Raw genomic sequence first — 16,691 nt, 5'->3', positions numbered from 1 at the left:
AGCCCTCTTTTTCGAATGGCGTCCCAGTATCGAATCCAGATCTTTGGGACAAAATATGGTTGGAATACAAAAATATGGATGGGAAGGTATAGAAAGATGCTGCAACAAAAAATAGAAACGATCACAGCTCGTGAAATTTTAGATTCCCGCGGAAACCCTACGGTGGAAGTGGAGGTTTTCCTGAGAGACGGAACCATGGGAAGAGGGGCGGTTCCAAGCGGCGCTTCCACGGGACAATTTGAAGCTTTGGAACTTCGGGACGGAGACTCCGGGCGATACGGGGGAAAGGGGGTAGAAAAGGCGGTAAAACATGTTCAGACGGAGTTGCGGGACACATTGACTGGTATGGATGCCTCGGATCTTCGGTTAATTGACCGCACGATGATCGCGGTGGATGGGAGCAGCGAGAAATCCCGGTTGGGAGCCAATGCCATCCTGGCCGTCTCCATCGCTTCGGCGAAAGCGGCGGCGGCTTCCCTGCATTTGCCGCTCTACCGGTTCCTTGGCGGAGCCTACGCCAATCGGATGCCCGTACCCATGATGAATATTTTAAATGGCGGAGCCCACGCCGCCAATAACCTGGATATACAAGAATTTATGATTATGCCCGTGGGCGCAAAATGCTTTCGGGACGGCTTGCGCTGGTGCGCGGAAACATTCCACGCGTTAGCTGCCATTTTGAAAGAACGGGGGCTGTCCGTATCGGTTGGCGATGAAGGCGGCTTTGCCCCGAATCTTTCCAGTGACGAGGAAGCGCTCGGTCTTATCTTAGAAGCCATTGTCCGCGCTGGTTATACGCCGGGAAAAGATTTTGTCCTTGCCTTGGATGCGGCCGCCAGCGAATGGAAGGGAAAAGAAACGGGAGAGTACCATCTGCCAAAGAGCGGACAGACGATTTCTTCCGCTGGATTGATCGAACACTGGCAGTTCCTTTGCGAAAGGTATCCCATTCAATCCTTGGAGGACGGATTGGACGAAGAAGACTGGGACGGATGGAATCGGTTGACTTCTGTTTTAGGAAACAAAATTCAATTGGTTGGAGACGATCTTTTTGTTACCAATACAAAACGTCTGGAAAAAGGAATTCGAGGTGGCTGCGGAAATTCGATTTTGATCAAATTAAATCAGATCGGAACGATTACAGAGACTCTGGAAGCGATTCAACTGGCTCATCGTGCCGGCTACACAGCGGTCACATCTCATCGGTCCGGAGAAACGGAAGATACAACCATTGCGGACCTTGCCGTGGCGTTTCATACAGGACAAATCAAAACGGGCGCGCCCAGCCGCGGAGAACGAACGGCAAAGTACAATCAGCTGCTGCGTATCGAAGAGGAACTGGGAGAAAACAGCGTATACGCGGGATGGGATGCTTTTTCCAGTACGATTGGCGCCAACCACTTGACAATTATTCTGTAAATGATATACTAAGACATATCAAGAAAGAAAACGCGAAGACAGGAAGAGTAAGATGAGGAACCATCCAGAGAGGAATACGAAACGGTGGAAGTATTCCATGGAGAATCATTGGAAGACCACCCTGGAGCGGCCCTAATCCGGCCCGGCCGACACCGTTACCGTCAAATGAGTGGTAGATTCTTACAATGAGGGTGGAACCGCGGTAGCTTTTATCGTCCCTGAGCAGCAAATATGCTGCTCAGGGATTTTTTATTATGAAAGCCCCGGACGGCGGCCATGAGCTAGGGGAGCAAGCTCCCCTAGCTCATGGACATCGGACGGGCTTTCATATAAAAAATTATGGAAGCTGCCCCTGACGATTGCGAGAACGCGAAGCGTGGAGCAATCCGTTTTTATCCCTTCCCTTGTCAGCGCATTTGAAAATTTAGGAGGAGAAAGATGAAAATTACATTGAAAGACGGAACCGTAAAAGAGTATCCGGAAGCAAAATCAGTGATTGACATTGCCTTTGATATCAGCGAAGGCTTGGCACGGGCCGCCTGTGCCGGAGAAGTGAATGGCGAAGTAGTAGACCTTCGAACCGTTCTCGATCAAGATTGTTCTCTCAATATTCTGACGGCAAAAGATCCGGAAGGACTCCGCGTGGTACGCCACACTTGCTCCCATGTATTGGCAGAAGCAGTAAAAAATCTGTTCCCAGAGGCAAAGCTTGCCATCGGCCCCGCCATTGACACGGGTTACTATTATGACTTTGAAGCAACGCCTTTTTCCAGGGAAGATCTGGACGCCATTGAAAAAGAGATGAAGAAAATCATCAAAAAAGGAGCAAAACTGGAACGTTTTACCCTGCCGCGGGAAGAAGCGATCAAAAAAATGGAAGAGCTCGGCGAGCCCTATAAGGTGGAACTGATTCGGGATCTTCCGGAGGATGCAGAGATTTCTTTCTATGACCAGGGAGATTTTGTCGACCTGTGCGCAGGCCCTCACCTGATGAGCACCAAGGGAATCAAGGCGTTTAAACTGACGTCCTCCTCCGGCGCTTATTGGAGAGGCGATTCCAATAAAGCGATGCTGCAAAGAATTTACGGCAGCGCTTTTGCCACCAAAGAAGAACTGAACGACTATTTGCAGTATCTGGAAGAGGTGAAAAAGCGGGATCACAATAAGTTAGGACGTGAGATGGAACTCTTTACCACCGTGGACGTGATCGGACAGGGATTGCCGCTGCTGATGCCCAAGGGCGCCAAGATCATCCAAACGCTTCAGAGATGGATTGAAGATGAGGAAGACAATCACTGGGGCTACATTCGCACGAAAACCCCGTTGATGGCAAAAAGCGACCTGTATAAGATTTCCGGTCACTGGGGTCATTACAAAGACGGTATGTTCGTGCTGGGAGATGAGGAAAAGGACAAAGAGGTTTTCGCCCTTCGTCCGATGACCTGCCCGTTCCAGTATTATGTATACAAGGCAAAGCAAAGATCTTACCGGGATCTGCCCCTTCGCTATAGCGAGACCTCCACGTTATTCCGTAACGAAGATTCCGGAGAAATGCACGGCCTGACGCGTGTCCGCCAGTTTACCATTTCCGAAGGACATCTGATTGTCCGGCCGGATCAGATGGTGGAAGAATTCAAAAAGTGCATTGCTCTGGCCAAGAAATGCCTGACGACCTTAGGACTGCAGGACGACGTTACCTATCATCTGTCGAAATGGGATCCGGACGATCGGGAGAAATACATCGGCGAACCCGAAGTTTGGGATCAGACCGAACAGCATATTCGGGACGTTTTGACGGAATTGGAGATTCCCTTTGTGGAAGACGTCGGTGAAGCTGCTTTTTATGGTCCCAAAGTGGATATCAACGCCAAGAACGTATATGGAAAAGAAGATACCATGATTACGATTCAATGGGACGCGTTGCTTGCGGAGCAGTTTGACATGTATTATATCGACCCGAATGGGGAGAAGGTACGGCCTTATATTATCCACCGGACCTCCCTTGGATGCTATGAGAGAACTTTGGCGTGGTTGATTGAAAAATACGCCGGTCTCTTCCCGACCTGGCTGTGTCCGGAACAGGTGCGCATTCTTCCCATTTCCGACAAATATTTGGATTATGCGAAACAGGTGGAACAAGCGCTTCAGACAAACGGCATTCTTTGCTCGGTGGATGAAAAATCGGAGAAAATCGGCTATAAGATTCGGGAAGCCCGGTTGGCAAAGGTTCCGTATATGCTGGTAGTAGGAGAAAAGGAAGAGGCGGAAAAGAAGGTATCGGTTCGGAGCCGCTTCCTAGGAGACGAAGGACAGAAAGATCTCCAAGAATTTATCGACGCAATCAGCAAGGAAATCCGGACAAAAGAGATTCGAAAAATCGAAGTACAGGACGAAAAATAGTGCAGAAAAGAGGGAGAATAGCTGTTTTTAGCGATTCTCCCCTTTTCTCTTCTATAGAAAATTACACCGGGATTTCCCATAGAAGATTTCACAAAGCGAAATTTTTGGTTGTCAAAAATCATTCATAATTGCGGACTAAAAATAAAGGCTTGATGGCAACGATTTCTTCATATTCCTCTTGCTCTACTACCACGCTGGAATTGAGAGCTTTTAAGTCTTGCTTTAAAAGCTTGAGCGCGTCTGCGATCGTATCGGCGCGTCCCTCAGCAAGAATATCCTCCATTCGTTTCAAAACGACTGGATGGGAATAGAACACAGGAACCGGAAATTCCGGATACTCTTTGATGTATGCTTCCATGGCTTTGATTGCCCGGTTCATGCGAGCATCCAGATGGCGTTTGTTGTTCTGAGCCGTAGGAAGCATACTCGCGCTTGAAAATAGGAAGATTGCCGCTAGGCCGAACAACAAGAAATAAACGCCAAACCCTGCTTTCGTAAGGAGTGCGTAGATCCCATAGATGAAAGCTGCTATCCCCAAAAGAGTAATGGCTAGAGCCCCCCATTTATAAGAGGGCTTACTTTTCTCATAGGCTCTTTGTCGTTTTGCGCAGGCGCTCAATTCGGTGGCTAATGCCATATTTTTGTTTAGATAAGACTCCCCTTGTTTTAGCACCTGAATATTTGCCTGCGCCATTGCGGAGATCGGTTCTTTTCGTTTGGATTTTTCTTTCTGCTCTTTTTCTAGCAGCCTCTTTTCCGCTTCCCTGCTGTGGAGCTTGATTTCTGGACGCGCCGTGTGCAGGTAGTTTAGGAGCTGGTCTACCTGTTCTTCATGCTTGAAATTGCATTGCTTCTCTTTGCCGTTATCATATTCTACGACCAGATAGGGGAGCGTTGCGAAAATTCCTTTTCCGGTAAAACCGCCTTTGCTCATGGCGATTCTCTTATAGATTCGGTTGACGGAAGCCAAGGGAATATAGTACCGGCGGTCCACATAGAAACTGTTCAGGTAGACAGCTTTTTTCCCTACGCCGCAGGGACCAAATTTTCGGCAATGTTTTTTATCCTCTGCCAGTTCTCCCTCCGGCAAGGCAGCGCTGCTTAATTTTTTAGGTAGAAAGATCAATCTGGTTGGCTCCTTTCAGAAAAAAGAATACTTCCTCGCAGGTTATTCCACTGCCTTCGGCTGTCTTCTGGTCGCCGCGATAAAAATACCGAGGAAAATAACCGCTAAGATCAATCCAGCCGGATAAGCGACGGCAGTTCCTAAATTCAGACATTCCTTGGCATAAAAGAAATAGGTCATAGAAACCGCGCTCATAAACGTGGCTGGCACCACAGTCAGCCAGTAATTCTTCTTTTCGCGGAACAAATACATGCTGGCCGTCCAGAGTACAATCATAGCCAGCGTCTGATTGGTCCAGCTGAAATATCTCCATACAATCGTATAGTCCAAATGACCGATGATCGCGCCAACTCCTAGAAGCGGGATGCAGAGCATCAGCCGTTTGCGATATTTGCTTTGATTGATTTGAAACCAGTCCGCCAATACCAGACGGGCGCTGCGAAAGGCCGTATCGCCGGAAGTAATCGGACAGACGATAACGCCGATCATCGCCAGAGCAACGCCGACGCCGCCCATGGTTTTTGCGCAGACATCATAAATGGCAGCCGACTGGCCGTTGGCCAAGATTGCTTCCAGACCCGTGCTTAGCCCGCCGGTGACCTCATATAGCGCGCATCCTGCCGCTGCCCAGATCAAAGCGATTACGCCTTCTGCAACCATGGCTCCGTAGAAAACAAAATGTCCTTGCTTCTCGGATTTCATACAGCGCGCCATCAAAGGGGATTGGGTGGAATGAAAGCCGGAGATGGCTCCACAGGCAACCGTAATAAACATGACGGACCATACGGGAGTCGCCTGAGGATGCATGTTGGAAAAATGATTCCAGATTTCCGGAATCGTAAATTCCGAATGGGTAAAGATACCAAACACTACGCCAACCGCCATGATAATTAAACATACGCCAAAGATTGGATAGATTCGCCCGATTACCTTATCGATGGAGATAAACGTAGCGATGAAATAGTAAGCCAGAATAATCCAAAGCCAGAATTCTGTGCTGGCCAAGATCCCCGTCACGTTTCCTTCCTTAAACAAGGTAACGATCAATCCTGCGGGGCCTACGGCAAAGACGGTGCCGACCATAACCAGAAGAACGATACTAAACACACGCATGACGTTTTTCATGAATCCGCCCAGGTAAATTCCACATACCTCGGAGATGGATGCCCCTTGATTTCGCTCAGAGAGCATACCGGAAAAATAGTCATGGACGCCTCCGGCAAAGATGGTGCCGAAGGTAATCCACAGGAACACAACCGGTCCCCAGAGGGCTCCTTGCATGGCGCCAAAAATCGGGCCAAGGCCTGCGATATTGAGCAGCTGTACCAAAAACAATTTCCATTGCGGCATGACCACATAGTCCACACCGTCGTTGATCTTGACGGCGGGCGTCTCTCTGTCGTCCGGGGCGAAGGTATTTTCTACGATTTTGCCATAGATGAAATACCCTCCGATTAAGAGTAGAAGACAAATGATGAAACTAATCATGACACTCGCTCCTCCTTTTGAGAGTTTATTAAGTTGTTTTTGGTTACCATTATATGCAGCAGCCTCCAAAGTGGAATCTATTTTCGAATGAAAAGTTCCTGCTGGCGCTATTGACAAAATCCTGCGGAAAGGAGTATACTAAAGTTTAGGTTAGCGGCTACTAACATATGGAAGCCGCTTATATGAGGAGCGATGGTTAGCTTGTGCTAACATCTCAAAAATGAAAGCAGCGATGGAAACGGAGCAGAAAATAAAAGGAAAGGATGTCGTTTTCATGTCAGAAAAAGAACGGAAATTTTTGGAAATTGTAGATTTGAAGAAGGGATTCGGCAGCGGAGATACCCGCCAGGAAGTACTCCGGGGAATTAATTTTTCGATAGCAAAGGGCGAATTCTGCGTGCTTTTGGGACCCTCCGGTTCCGGCAAATCCACATTGCTAAACATCATCGGAGGGATTGACGGCGCCGATTCCGGGTACATATCCATAAACGGCGACAAGCTTTCGGAGATGGATGAGAAAAAGCTGACACAGTACCGCAGAAAGCATCTGGGATATGTTTTCCAGATGTATAACCTCGTCGGAAATCTGAATGTAAAGGAAAATATCGAGGTCGGCGCATACCTTTCGCCCCGCCCCCTTGATATTGACGAGCTTCTAAGTACTCTTGGTCTTTACGAACATAGGCATAAGCTTCCGAATCAGCTTTCGGGTGGACAGCAGCAGCGCGTATCCATCGGCAGGGCCATCGTGAAAAATCCCGATATCCTTCTTTGCGATGAACCGACCGGAGCGCTTGATTACAGCACGTCAAAGGAGATATTAAAGCTGATTGAAGATATAAACAAAAAGTATGGGAATACGGTCATTATGGTTACGCACAATGAAGCGATCCGAAACATGGCGGATCATGTGGTGAAACTGCGCGACGGCAAAGTTCGCCATAATGACGTCAATACCAATAAAATTTCCGCAGCGAAACTGGAATGGTAGGAGGGGGACGATGAGGAATAAAAAGACGAAAAATCCCCTTATCCGCCGAATCCCCAAGGAACTAATCGGCGACTGGAAAAAATATCTTGTGGTGAGCCTGTTTCTGATCCTTACGATTGGCTTTGTCTCAGGAATGTATGTGGCAAATGGAAGCATGGAGACATCAGCCCATAATGGCAGGACAAAATATAAACGGGAGGACGGTCATTTTATATTGGGGAAGTCGGCGGATGAAGAGTTGATTCAAGCGCTTCCTGCAATGGTATATGAAAATTTTTTCAGGAATGAAACGGAGGACAATAACGGCGACGGGATAACCGACGGAACGGTCCGAGTGTATACCAGAAATGAGGATGTCAATCTGGCGTGTCTGATGGACGGGCGTTTTCCCGAATCGGAGAATGAAATCGCAATCGATCGGATGCATGCCGACAATGTAGGGGTGAAGACGGGAGATGCCATTACGGTGGGCGGCCAGACATACGAAGTTGTGGGATTACTCTCTTATGTCAATTACTATACGCTGCACGAGAAGAGTACCGATTTTATGTTTGACGCACTTAATTTTGATGTGGCGATGGTGACGGAGGAGGGCTTTGCGCGTTTGGGCAGCAGTATCCACTACAGCTATGCGTGGAAGTACCAGGAAGAGCCTGACGATGAAAAAGAAGAAAAAAGCCTTTCCGATGATTTCCTCAAAACCTTGCTTACACAGACATTCACAGCGGGCTTTGAGCTTCTGGATTATATGCCCGCTTATGCGAATCCGGCCATCCATTTTGCCACGGACGATATGGGCTCGGATAAGGCGATGGGCGGCGTCCTGCTGAATATCCTGATCGTGATTATTGCCTTTATCTTTGCGGTAACAATCAGCAACACCATGGTCAAAGAAGCATCGGTAATAGGAACCCTTCGGGCGTCGGGCTATCGCCGAGGAGAACTGATCCGGCATTATCTTTCTATGCCGATTATTGTCACCTTTGTTTCCGCAGTAGTAGGGAACCTGCTTGGGTATACGGTATTGAAAAAGGTTGTGGTATCCATGTACTATAACAGCTACAGCCTGCCCGCATATGAAACCATATGGAATCCCGAAGCGTTTCTTCGGACAACGCTGATTCCCGTGGCGCTCATGCTGGTTGTAAACCTGGTTGTTATTATCAAAATGATGGGACATACGCCGCTACAGTTTCTGCGCCATGACTTAAAGAAAACAAAGCGTAAAAAGGCTGTTCAGCTTCCAACGTGGAGATTTTTAAACCGCTTCCGACTCCGTATTATTTTGCAAAACATACCAAATTATCTCATTTTGTTTGTGGGAATTCTGTTTATTTCCACTATGCTTTCTATGGCGGTGGGCATGCCGGATACCCTTCAATTTTATAAGGACAATGCCAGGGATATGATGTTTTCCAACTATCAGTATGTACTGAAATCCTGCAAAGATGAGAGTGGGAATGCCATTGTCACGGAAAATGCCGATGCCGAAAAATTTTCCCTGACATCATTGCTGAGAAAGGGAGATTCCATCAACGAGGAAGTTTCGGTGTACGGAATTACGGACGGCAGCAAGTATGTGATGATTGACGGGCTGGATAAGCTGGGAGAAAATGAGGTCTATCTTTCATCCTCCTTTGCAGAAAAATACGGATTGTCCGTCGGCAGCAGTGTTTCCTTGGATGAAAAATACGAAAACAAAAGCTTTCCGTTTGAAGTGGCAGGAATTTACGATGGATGCATCAGCATGGCGGTTTTCATGCCGATACAGAATTACCGGCTGATCTTTGATTCGGCAGAGGGGGAATTTGACGGCTACCTATCCGATACAGAAATCACGGACATTGATAAAGAAGATATCGCTGCCGTCATTACGGAGCGGGATATTACGAAGATGTGCGATCAGCTGGATCATTCCATGGGTAGCTACATGAAATATTTCCAAATTCTGTGCATCCTTTTATCAGCGGCGCTCATCTATCTGCTCACCAAGATTATCATTGAGAAAAACGAAAAGGCAATTTCTATGACCAAGATTCTAGGCTATGAAAATAGGGAAATTGCAGGGCTGTATCTTCTGTCCACAACCATCGTCGTCGTAATTCTGGATGCTGCCAGTACCGTTCTCGGTTCCCTTGTTATGGCGCAGGCCTGGAAGGCAATCCTGGCGGGCTTCAGCGGATGGTTCCCGTTTCAGATTGCCCCAGCCGGTTATGCGAAGATATTTGTTTTTGTCCTGATTGGTTATCTGATCGTCATGTTTTTCGATTTCAGACGGATAAAAAAGATTCCGCTGGATGAAGCGCTTAAAAATATAGAATAAGAAAATTTAGAATCGTGATGGAGGTTATTTTCATGGTTAAGATTACCGTAGGTGTAGAAGGCATGGCCTGCGGCATGTGCGAGGCGCATGTCAACGAGGCCGTAAGGAATGCGTTTCCGGTGAAGAAAGTGACGAGTTCCCATACAAAAAAGCAGACGATTGTCCTTGCGGAGAAAGATATTCCGGAGCAAGAACTAAAAAAGGTGATTGCTGCAGCCGGTTATGACGTTGTATCGGTAGATTGTGAGCCTTATGAGAAGAAAGGGCTGTTTTCCGCATTCAAAGGGTGATGCCAGAAAAAATAACAAGACCTTTTGCAGGATATCGGAATGATACATTTTTGTAAAAATTCCTTTGAATTTTTCGTACAACGGGTGTATAATAAACAAGAACGTGTGGCATAAACTGCGTAAATCCAGTGATCTGCCATGCGTTTTTATGAAGAATGAGTTTATATAAATTCAGCGTGTAGCCATTGGCGTAAATCCAGCAGCCAAGGTTATACGCTGTTTTAATTTTATAGAAAATTCTTAAAAGGAGACAAAAATGGAAACAAAAAACAGTTCATTTTTATTGGAGGAGCCGGTCATACGGCTGATGGGAAAATATGCGGTTCCCTGCATTATTTCGCTCCTTGTGGGAGCGCTCTACAACATTGTTGACCAGATCTTCATTGCGAACGCCTCTTATCTCGGCTCTTATGGAAACGCTGCAAATACGGTGGTTTTTCCTCTGACCGTAATCGCTCTTGCCATCGCTGTCATGGTGGGGGACGGCTGCTGTGCGTTTGTGAGTCTGAGTCTTGGTAAAAGTAAGCCGCAGGATGCAGGTAGGAGCATGGGAAATTCTATACTGCTGACAATCGTTTTCAGTCTGGTGCTGTGCGCCGTTTACCTCATATGGGACAGCCAGATTATTGCTATGTTCGGAGGGACAGTGAATGAAGAGACTTTTCATCATTCAAAAGAATATTTCTTTTGGATTACCCTCGGCATTCCGTTTTATATGTTCGGGCAGGCAATGAACCCGGTGATCCGTGCGGACGGCAGCCCAAAGTTTGCAATGATTTCCACACTTGCAGGGGCGGCAGCCAACATTGTCCTTGATCCAATCTTTATTTTTGTGTTCCGTTGGGGCATGATGGGAGCAGCAGTGGCAACCGTGATTGGCCAGATTGTAACGGCGATTCTGGCCGTATGGTACCTGTGCCATACGAAAACAGTAAAATTGCGCAGGGAAGATTTTAAACTAAAAGGGGAAACGGTACGCCGGACGTTAGTTCTCGGTATTTGTAGCTTTCTGTCACAGATATCCCTTGTGGCGGCAATGGCCGCTATCAACAACATGATCCGGCGGTACGGGGCATTGGACGCTGTGTTCGGCCAAACGCAGTATGCTCAGATTCCCATGGCCGTGGTGGGGATTGTGATGAAGTTCTTCCAGATTGTCATATCCATTGTCGTCGGCATGGCAGCAGGATGTATTCCCATTGTTGGGTACAATATGGGGGCAGGGGCTAAAAAGAGGGTAAAAGAGCTTTTTACAAAACTGTTGGCAGCGGAAACGTTCGTTGGCATCCTAGCGTTTATCATTGTAGAGTTCTTTCCGACCTGGCTGATTGGCATCTTCGGCGCGTCGAACGAAAGTGTTTATTATACCGATTTTGCAATCCGGGCATTCCGCATCTATCTATGTATGGTGGTGTTTGCCTGTGTAAATAAGGCGGCGTTTATCTTCCTGCAGGCGATGGGGAAGGCAGCTGCGTCCACCATGCTCTCCATGGTCCGAGAGATTGTATTCGGTGTCGGGTTTGCGCTCCTTCTGCCGTGTTTTTATGGGCTGGATGGAGTCCTTTACTCCATGCCGGTATCGGATATTTTAACATTTATTATTTCTGCAGTTGTGATTGTCCTGACATATCGACAGCTGAATCGCAATTGATGTTTGAAAGCCCACCGCAAACGTGGTATAATAAATCGGTCTATTCACAGGACGATCGACGATTCAATCAACCCCGAGAGGAGAACTATAGTGGAATCACAAAGTAGAAATAACGCCGGATTATCGTGCGATATAGATAAAAATCCTGCAAAAAAAGCAAGAAAGTTGGCATTAAGCCACGAAATTTTAATGAATGTGGAGAAGCCAGCCCGCTATATCGGCGGTGAGGTGAACGCGGTCATGAAAGACCCTTCTAAGGTGGACGTCCGCTTCGCCATGTGTTTTCCGGACGTATATGAGATCGGTATGTCTCATCTAGGAATTCAAATTTTATACCATATGCTGAACTGCCGTCCGGATATCTGGTGCGAACGGGTGTATTCTCCTTGGTTTGACTTAGATCGGGTGATGCGAGAGCAGCATATTCCGCTCTTTGCTTTGGAATCCCAGGATCCGCTGCGAAGGTTTGATTTTCTTGGGATTACGATTCAGTATGAGATGTGCTATACCAATATTTTACAGGTTTTAGATCTGGCTCAAATCCCTCTTTTGGCAGCAGAGCGGGGGGAAGATCATCCGATTGTCATCGGCGGAGGCCCTTGCGCTTATAATCCGGAACCTTTGGCGGATTTTTTTGACCTGTTTTATATTGGAGAAGGGGAAAGCTCTTACTTTCCGCTGATTGATTTATATAAAGAGAATAAAGTGGCTGGAGGAAGCCGAAAAGAATTTTTGAAAAAAGCAGCAGCGATTCCAGGGATTTACGTGCCTTCCTTATATCAGCCGTCGTACCATGAGGATGGAACGATCGCTTCTTTTTGTCCGCTCGTTCCGGATGCGCCGGAAAAAGTCCGGAAAGTGATTGTTTCTGATTTAGATGAAACCTATTATCCGGAAAAACCGGTTGTGCCGTATATCAAGGCGACCCAGGATCGGGTGGTGTTAGAGATCATGCGCGGCTGCATCCGTGGATGCCGTTTTTGTCAGGCAGGCATGATTTACCGGCCGGTACGGCAAAAAAGCGTAGAAAAATTGCTGGATCTGGCAGAAAAAATGTTAGAAAGCAGCGGGCATGAAGAGATTTCGTTAAGTTCTCTCAGCTCCAGCGATTATACGGATATCGAACCTTTAATCAATGGACTAATCGAGGATTGCCGCAGACGGAAAGTGAATATTTCTTTGCCTTCCCTGCGAATCGACGCCTTTTCCTTAGACGTCATGAGTAAAATTCAGGATGTAAAAAAGAGCAGCCTGACCTTTGCGCCTGAGGGCGGAACCCAGCGGATCCGCGATGTCATCAACAAAGGGTTGACGGAAGACGAAATTTTAGAAGGAGCGGCGGAGGCCTTCCGTGGCGGATGGAATAAGGTAAAACTTTACTTTATGCTGGGACTGCCGACGGAGACAGAGGAAGATCAGCTGGGGATTGCAGAATTGGCGGAAAAAATTGCCAAACGGTACTATGAGGAGGTTCCAAAAGAAAAGCGAAACGGGAAGGTACAGATCACGGCCAGCGCATCCTTTTTTGTTCCGAAGCCTTTTACTCCGTTCCAGTGGGCGGTGATGGAATCCGAGGAAGAATATCTGCGCCGTGCCCGTCTGGTGAAAGACGCGTTCCGGGAACAACTCAACCGCAAATCCATGCATTTTCAGTATCACGAGGCGGATGTAACCGTATTGGAGGGCGTACTGGCCCGTGGAGACCGGAGAGTAGGAGCCGTTATCCTGGAAGCATATCATCTGGGCTGTCTTTATGACGCTTGGTCGGATTTCTTTGATCATGGAAAATGGAGCGAGGCATTCCAAAACACAGGGGTGAACCCGGATTTTTATACGATTCGGAAACGGGAGGCAGAGGAACAATTCCCTTGGGATTTTATTGATATCGGCGTGACCAAGCGTTTTCTTCGTAAAGAATGGGAAAAGGCCATGGAAGGCTCGGTAACGCCAAACTGCCGGGCTGCCTGCAGCGGCTGCGGCGCGTCTATCTTTGAAGGGGGAATCTGCCATGAAAATTAGAATCCGATTTGCCAAAAGAGGCCATCTGCGATACATCGGTCATCTGGACGTGATGCGCTACTTTCAAAAGGCTATGCGGCGGGCTCATGTAGATATCGGTTACTCACAGGGCTTTAGCCCTCATCAAATCATGTCCTTTGCCTCTCCTCTGGGAATAGGACTGACCTCAGAAGGCGAATATCTGGATATCGAAGTGTCGAATTGCGGCGCTTCCGCGGAGATGGTGCGGCGTTTAAATGAAGTGATGGTAGAAGAGATCGAGATTGTAAGCTTTCGAAAACTTCCCGATGAGGGAAAAAACAATGCCATGGCAACCATTGCCGCCGCGGACTATCTGGTATGCCTAAAAAAAGAGAACGCCCTTTCACGGGATACGGATCTCGCAGAGTGGAAACGGTTTTTAGATCAGGAGGAGATTTTACTTTTTCGAAAAACCAAGAAAAGAGAAGGTACGGACAATATCCGTCCTATGATTTTGCAGGCCGAATGGCAGGAGGATCAAAGCTTTTTTCTCCGGCTTTGCGCAGGAAGCTCTCAAAATCTAAAGCCGGAAGCGGTGATGGAAGCATTTTTTGCGTTTTTAGGAAAAGAATTTTCTTTATCCGCCCTGCAAATCCACCGTCTGGATTTATATGGCCAGAAAGATGGGCGCTATTTATCTTTGGAAGCCTTTGGAGAGGAGATTTTATGAGCAAATTGATCCTGACTAGGCTCTCCGAACGTATTGTCAGCGCGGTCTGGGATGGAAATGCCGTTATTTCTTTAAACTTATCTGGCAGAGAACCGCAGGCTTTGGTGGGAGATATCTATATTGGCCGGGTCAAGAACCTGGCGAAAAATATCAGCGCTGCTTTTATTGAAATTGCAGGAGGACAGATCTGTTATTGTAACCTTTCCCAAAAGCAAAAAATGCTGAAGCCCGGAGATGAATTTCCCGTCCAGGTAATTCGGGAAGCCGTAAAAACAAAAGACGCAGTGGTAAGCAGGGAACTAAATCTTCCTGGAAAATACATCGTTTTAGCGGAAAATGGCGGGCTGGTGTCTGTCTCGTCAAAAATCCTCAAAAAAAAGAGAAGAGAAGAACTGCAGGCTTTGGCGTCTCCCCATTGCGAGGGACAGGCAGGTTTTATTCTTAGAACCAACAGCGAAGACGCAGAGGATACGGAAATTCTTCGGGAAATCAGAGAGCTGCTTGCTCTTTGGCATGACATCCGAGAAAAAGCGGCATACCGTACCTGTTTTTCTAAGCTCTATGGAGGAATACCGGAATATCTCAAGCAGATTCAGGACCTTCCATCCAAGGAATTGACCGAGATTGTGACGGATCAAAGAGATCTGTTTCAGGAGGCGGAGACTTATCTGGCCGCACAGCAGTCGGAGGATGCGGGAAAACTTCGTTTTTACGAGGACCCTTTGTTGGCTTTGCCAAAACTTTATAGTTTGGAAACCGTATGGGAACGGGCGCTGCAAAAACGGGTATGGCTAAAATCCGGCGGATACCTGGTAATCGAACCTACGGAAGCCCTGACGGTCATTGATGTAAATACCGGTAAATATGACGGTCATAAAAATCGCGAGGAAACCTTTTTTAAGATTAACCGGGAGGCGGCAAAAGAAATTGCTTTTCAGCTGCGGCTTCGGAATCTATCTGGAATTATTATTGTGGATTTTATTGATATGGAGTCGGAAGACCATCGCAATCTTTTGATGCAGGAGTTGGGAGAACTGCTTCGAAAAGACCCGATTAAAGCGGTCTTGGTAGAAATGACGAAGCTGCATCTGGTGGAAATCACACGGAAAAAGGTCTGTAAGCCCATCTATGAACAGTAAAATCCATAAGTTTGGAGGAATCGCAAATGGCGAATTCATATCGGATAATCGATGAAAAAACCTGGAAAAGAGCTATGCACTGCATGGTTTTTAGAAACAGTGTCGAACCGGCGTTTTGTGTAACTTTTGAAGCAGACATTACGCGTTTTAAACGTATGGTGAAAGAGCAAGGACTTTCCTTTACTTTGGCTATGGTACATGCCATTTGTAAATGCGCCAATCAAGTGGAAGCCTTTCGCTATCGATTTCTAAATGGACAGATTGTATTATTTGACCAGGTGGATACCGCATTTACCTATCTGAATCAGGATACGGAATTGTTTAAGGTTGTTCAGGTTCCTATGATTGATGATTTGAGAGAATATTGCGAATTGGCATTAAAAACAGCAACAGAACAAAAAGAATATTTTACAGGACCATTGGGAAATGATGTGTTTCAATGTTCTCCTATGCCATGGGTCACATACACGCATATTTCCCATACGAATTCAGGCAAGAAAGAGAATGCAACGCCACTGTTTGATTGGGGTAAGTATTATGAAAAAGATGGAAAAATAATGATTCCGATTTCCGTACAGGCGCATCATTCCTTTGTGGACGGATTGCATGTTGGACAGTTTGTAGAAGCATTACAAAATTATTTTCAAACCTGTGAATCAAAGGCAAGTTGCTTTTCACAAGAGAAATAGAAACGTTGGAATTAAACCTTGACGCATAATCCTTTTTGTGCTACTATAAATGGGTATGTTTAGGCATACATTGCCGCACAATGAGGTTGACAAGATCCGCTGTGGCGGACACCGGAATTGGCGAGTATCGAGACAGGAGGTGCTTCTTATGTACGCAATTATTGCAACAGGCGGAAAACAGTACAAAGTTTCCGAAGGCGATGTCATCCGTGTAGAAAAACTGGATGTCGAAGCTGGACAGACCTATGAGTTCGACCGTGTTCTGGCTGTAAATGATGGCGAGCTGACCATCGGCAACCCTACGGTAGCCGGCGCGAAAGTAACCGCTACGGTTCAGAAACAGGGCCGCGGCAAGAAGGTTATCGTCTACAAGTATAAGAGAAAAACTGGCTACCATAAGAAAAATGGTCACAGACAGGCTTATACGGAACTGAAAATTGACGCGATTGCAAAATAATCATCTTG

General features: G+C 46.9%; 13 protein-coding genes. 11 read left to right on the top strand and 2 right to left on the bottom strand.

Features of this window, described 5'->3' with window-relative positions:
• Positions 1–96 precede the first annotated feature (96 nt).
• Together eno and thrS are read left to right on the top strand one after the other, a co-directional pair.
• Positions 97–1,419 (top strand): phosphopyruvate hydratase, encoded by a 1,323-nt coding sequence (eno, locus tag ACCC71_RS07545; protein WP_434309018.1) that lies wholly within the window; start codon positions 97–99, stop codon positions 1,417–1,419.
• 438 nt (positions 1,420–1,857) lie between these two features.
• A complete protein-coding gene (gene thrS, locus ACCC71_RS07540; RefSeq protein WP_434309017.1) occupies positions 1,858–3,819 on the top strand; it encodes a threonine--tRNA ligase in 1,962 nt (653 codons plus the stop codon).
• A gap of 118 nt (positions 3,820–3,937) precedes the next feature.
• Here the strand turns inward: thrS and ACCC71_RS07535 are convergent, their stop codons facing one another.
• Both ACCC71_RS07535 and ACCC71_RS07530 read right to left on the bottom strand, forming a co-directional pair.
• Entirely contained in the window at positions 3,938–4,945 is a 1,008-nt protein-coding gene (locus ACCC71_RS07535; protein WP_434309016.1) for an ATPase P, read from the bottom strand.
• A 42-nt stretch (positions 4,946–4,987) separates the two neighbouring features.
• Positions 4,988–6,433, bottom strand: a complete 1,446-nt coding sequence (locus ACCC71_RS07530; protein ID WP_434309015.1) for a carbon starvation CstA family protein — start codon at positions 6,431–6,433, stop codon at positions 4,988–4,990.
• 274 nt (positions 6,434–6,707) lie between these two features.
• On the opposite strand from ACCC71_RS07530, the gene ACCC71_RS07525 reads away from it, so the two are divergent.
• The 9 genes from ACCC71_RS07525 to rplU all read left to right on the top strand — a co-directional run bounded on the left by ACCC71_RS07525 (position 6,708) and on the right by rplU (position 16,683).
• Positions 6,708–7,424 carry an ABC transporter ATP-binding protein gene (locus ACCC71_RS07525; RefSeq protein ID WP_434309014.1) on the top strand — a complete coding sequence of 239 codons (717 nt, stop codon included), beginning with the start codon at positions 6,708–6,710 and terminating at the stop codon, positions 7,422–7,424.
• Between the two features lie 10 nt (positions 7,425–7,434).
• Positions 7,435–9,747 carry an FtsX-like permease family protein gene (locus ACCC71_RS07520; RefSeq protein WP_434309013.1) on the top strand — a complete coding sequence of 771 codons (2,313 nt, stop codon included), beginning with the start codon at positions 7,435–7,437 and terminating at the stop codon, positions 9,745–9,747.
• A gap of 32 nt (positions 9,748–9,779) precedes the next feature.
• Positions 9,780–10,037, top strand: coding sequence for a heavy-metal-associated domain-containing protein (locus ACCC71_RS07515; RefSeq protein WP_434309012.1), 258 nt, complete (start codon positions 9,780–9,782; stop codon positions 10,035–10,037).
• A gap of 256 nt (positions 10,038–10,293) precedes the next feature.
• Positions 10,294–11,688, top strand: a complete 1,395-nt coding sequence (locus ACCC71_RS07510) for an MATE family efflux transporter (RefSeq protein WP_434309011.1) — start codon at positions 10,294–10,296, stop codon at positions 11,686–11,688.
• A 189-nt stretch (positions 11,689–11,877) separates the two neighbouring features.
• The gene (locus tag ACCC71_RS07505) at positions 11,878–13,707 is read left to right on the top strand and encodes a TIGR03960 family B12-binding radical SAM protein (protein ID WP_434311825.1); all 1,830 of its coding nucleotides are present in this window, start codon (positions 11,878–11,880) and stop codon (positions 13,705–13,707) included.
• On the top strand, positions 13,697–14,398 hold the full coding sequence (locus tag ACCC71_RS07500; protein ID WP_434309010.1) for a TIGR03936 family radical SAM-associated protein: 702 nt from the start codon (positions 13,697–13,699) through the stop codon (positions 14,396–14,398). Before ACCC71_RS07505 ends, ACCC71_RS07500 begins: the two co-directional genes overlap by 11 nt.
• Positions 14,395–15,537: a ribonuclease E/G gene (locus tag ACCC71_RS07495; protein ID WP_434309009.1), complete on the top strand. Its 1,143-nt coding sequence runs from the start codon at positions 14,395–14,397 to the stop codon at positions 15,535–15,537. The genes ACCC71_RS07500 and ACCC71_RS07495 overlap by 4 nt, the downstream gene beginning before the upstream one ends.
• Positions 15,538–15,563: 26 nt before the next feature.
• Positions 15,564–16,226: a CatA-like O-acetyltransferase gene (locus tag ACCC71_RS07490; RefSeq protein ID WP_434309008.1), complete on the top strand. Its 663-nt coding sequence runs from the start codon at positions 15,564–15,566 to the stop codon at positions 16,224–16,226.
• A gap of 148 nt (positions 16,227–16,374) precedes the next feature.
• Positions 16,375–16,683, top strand: coding sequence for a 50S ribosomal protein L21 (gene rplU / locus ACCC71_RS07485; RefSeq protein ID WP_434309007.1), 309 nt, complete (start codon positions 16,375–16,377; stop codon positions 16,681–16,683).
• Positions 16,684–16,691: the final 8 nt, after the last annotated feature.

Origin of the sequence: Hominifimenecus sp. rT4P-3 (assembly GCF_051055405.1) — a bacterium.
In the GTDB taxonomy this organism is placed as follows: domain Bacteria; phylum Bacillota; class Clostridia; order Lachnospirales; family Lachnospiraceae; genus Pseudolachnospira.
This window is presented reverse-complemented; position numbering and strand designations above follow the sequence as displayed.

What these genes read in the sequence shown, in the direction of transcription:
- eno (WP_434309018.1), top strand. Translation starts at nt 97, where the DNA reads ATGCTGCAACAAAAAATAGAAACGATCACAGCTCGTGAAATTTTAGAT.
- thrS (WP_434309017.1), top strand. Translation starts at nt 1,858, where the DNA reads ATGAAAATTACATTGAAAGACGGAACCGTAAAAGAGTATCCGGAAGCA.
- ACCC71_RS07530 (WP_434309015.1), bottom strand. Translation starts at nt 6,433, where the DNA reads ATGATTAGTTTCATCATTTGTCTTCTACTCTTAATCGGAGGGTATTTC.
- ACCC71_RS07525 (WP_434309014.1), top strand. Translation starts at nt 6,708, where the DNA reads ATGTCAGAAAAAGAACGGAAATTTTTGGAAATTGTAGATTTGAAGAAG.
- ACCC71_RS07520 (WP_434309013.1), top strand. Translation starts at nt 7,435, where the DNA reads ATGAGGAATAAAAAGACGAAAAATCCCCTTATCCGCCGAATCCCCAAG.
- ACCC71_RS07515 (WP_434309012.1), top strand. Translation starts at nt 9,780, where the DNA reads ATGGTTAAGATTACCGTAGGTGTAGAAGGCATGGCCTGCGGCATGTGC.
- ACCC71_RS07510 (WP_434309011.1), top strand. Translation starts at nt 10,294, where the DNA reads ATGGAAACAAAAAACAGTTCATTTTTATTGGAGGAGCCGGTCATACGG.
- ACCC71_RS07505 (WP_434311825.1), top strand. Translation starts at nt 11,878, where the DNA reads ATGAATGTGGAGAAGCCAGCCCGCTATATCGGCGGTGAGGTGAACGCG.
- ACCC71_RS07500 (WP_434309010.1), top strand. Translation starts at nt 13,697, where the DNA reads ATGAAAATTAGAATCCGATTTGCCAAAAGAGGCCATCTGCGATACATC.
- ACCC71_RS07495 (WP_434309009.1), top strand. Translation starts at nt 14,395, where the DNA reads ATGAGCAAATTGATCCTGACTAGGCTCTCCGAACGTATTGTCAGCGCG.
- ACCC71_RS07490 (WP_434309008.1), top strand. Translation starts at nt 15,564, where the DNA reads ATGGCGAATTCATATCGGATAATCGATGAAAAAACCTGGAAAAGAGCT.
- rplU (WP_434309007.1), top strand. Translation starts at nt 16,375, where the DNA reads ATGTACGCAATTATTGCAACAGGCGGAAAACAGTACAAAGTTTCCGAA.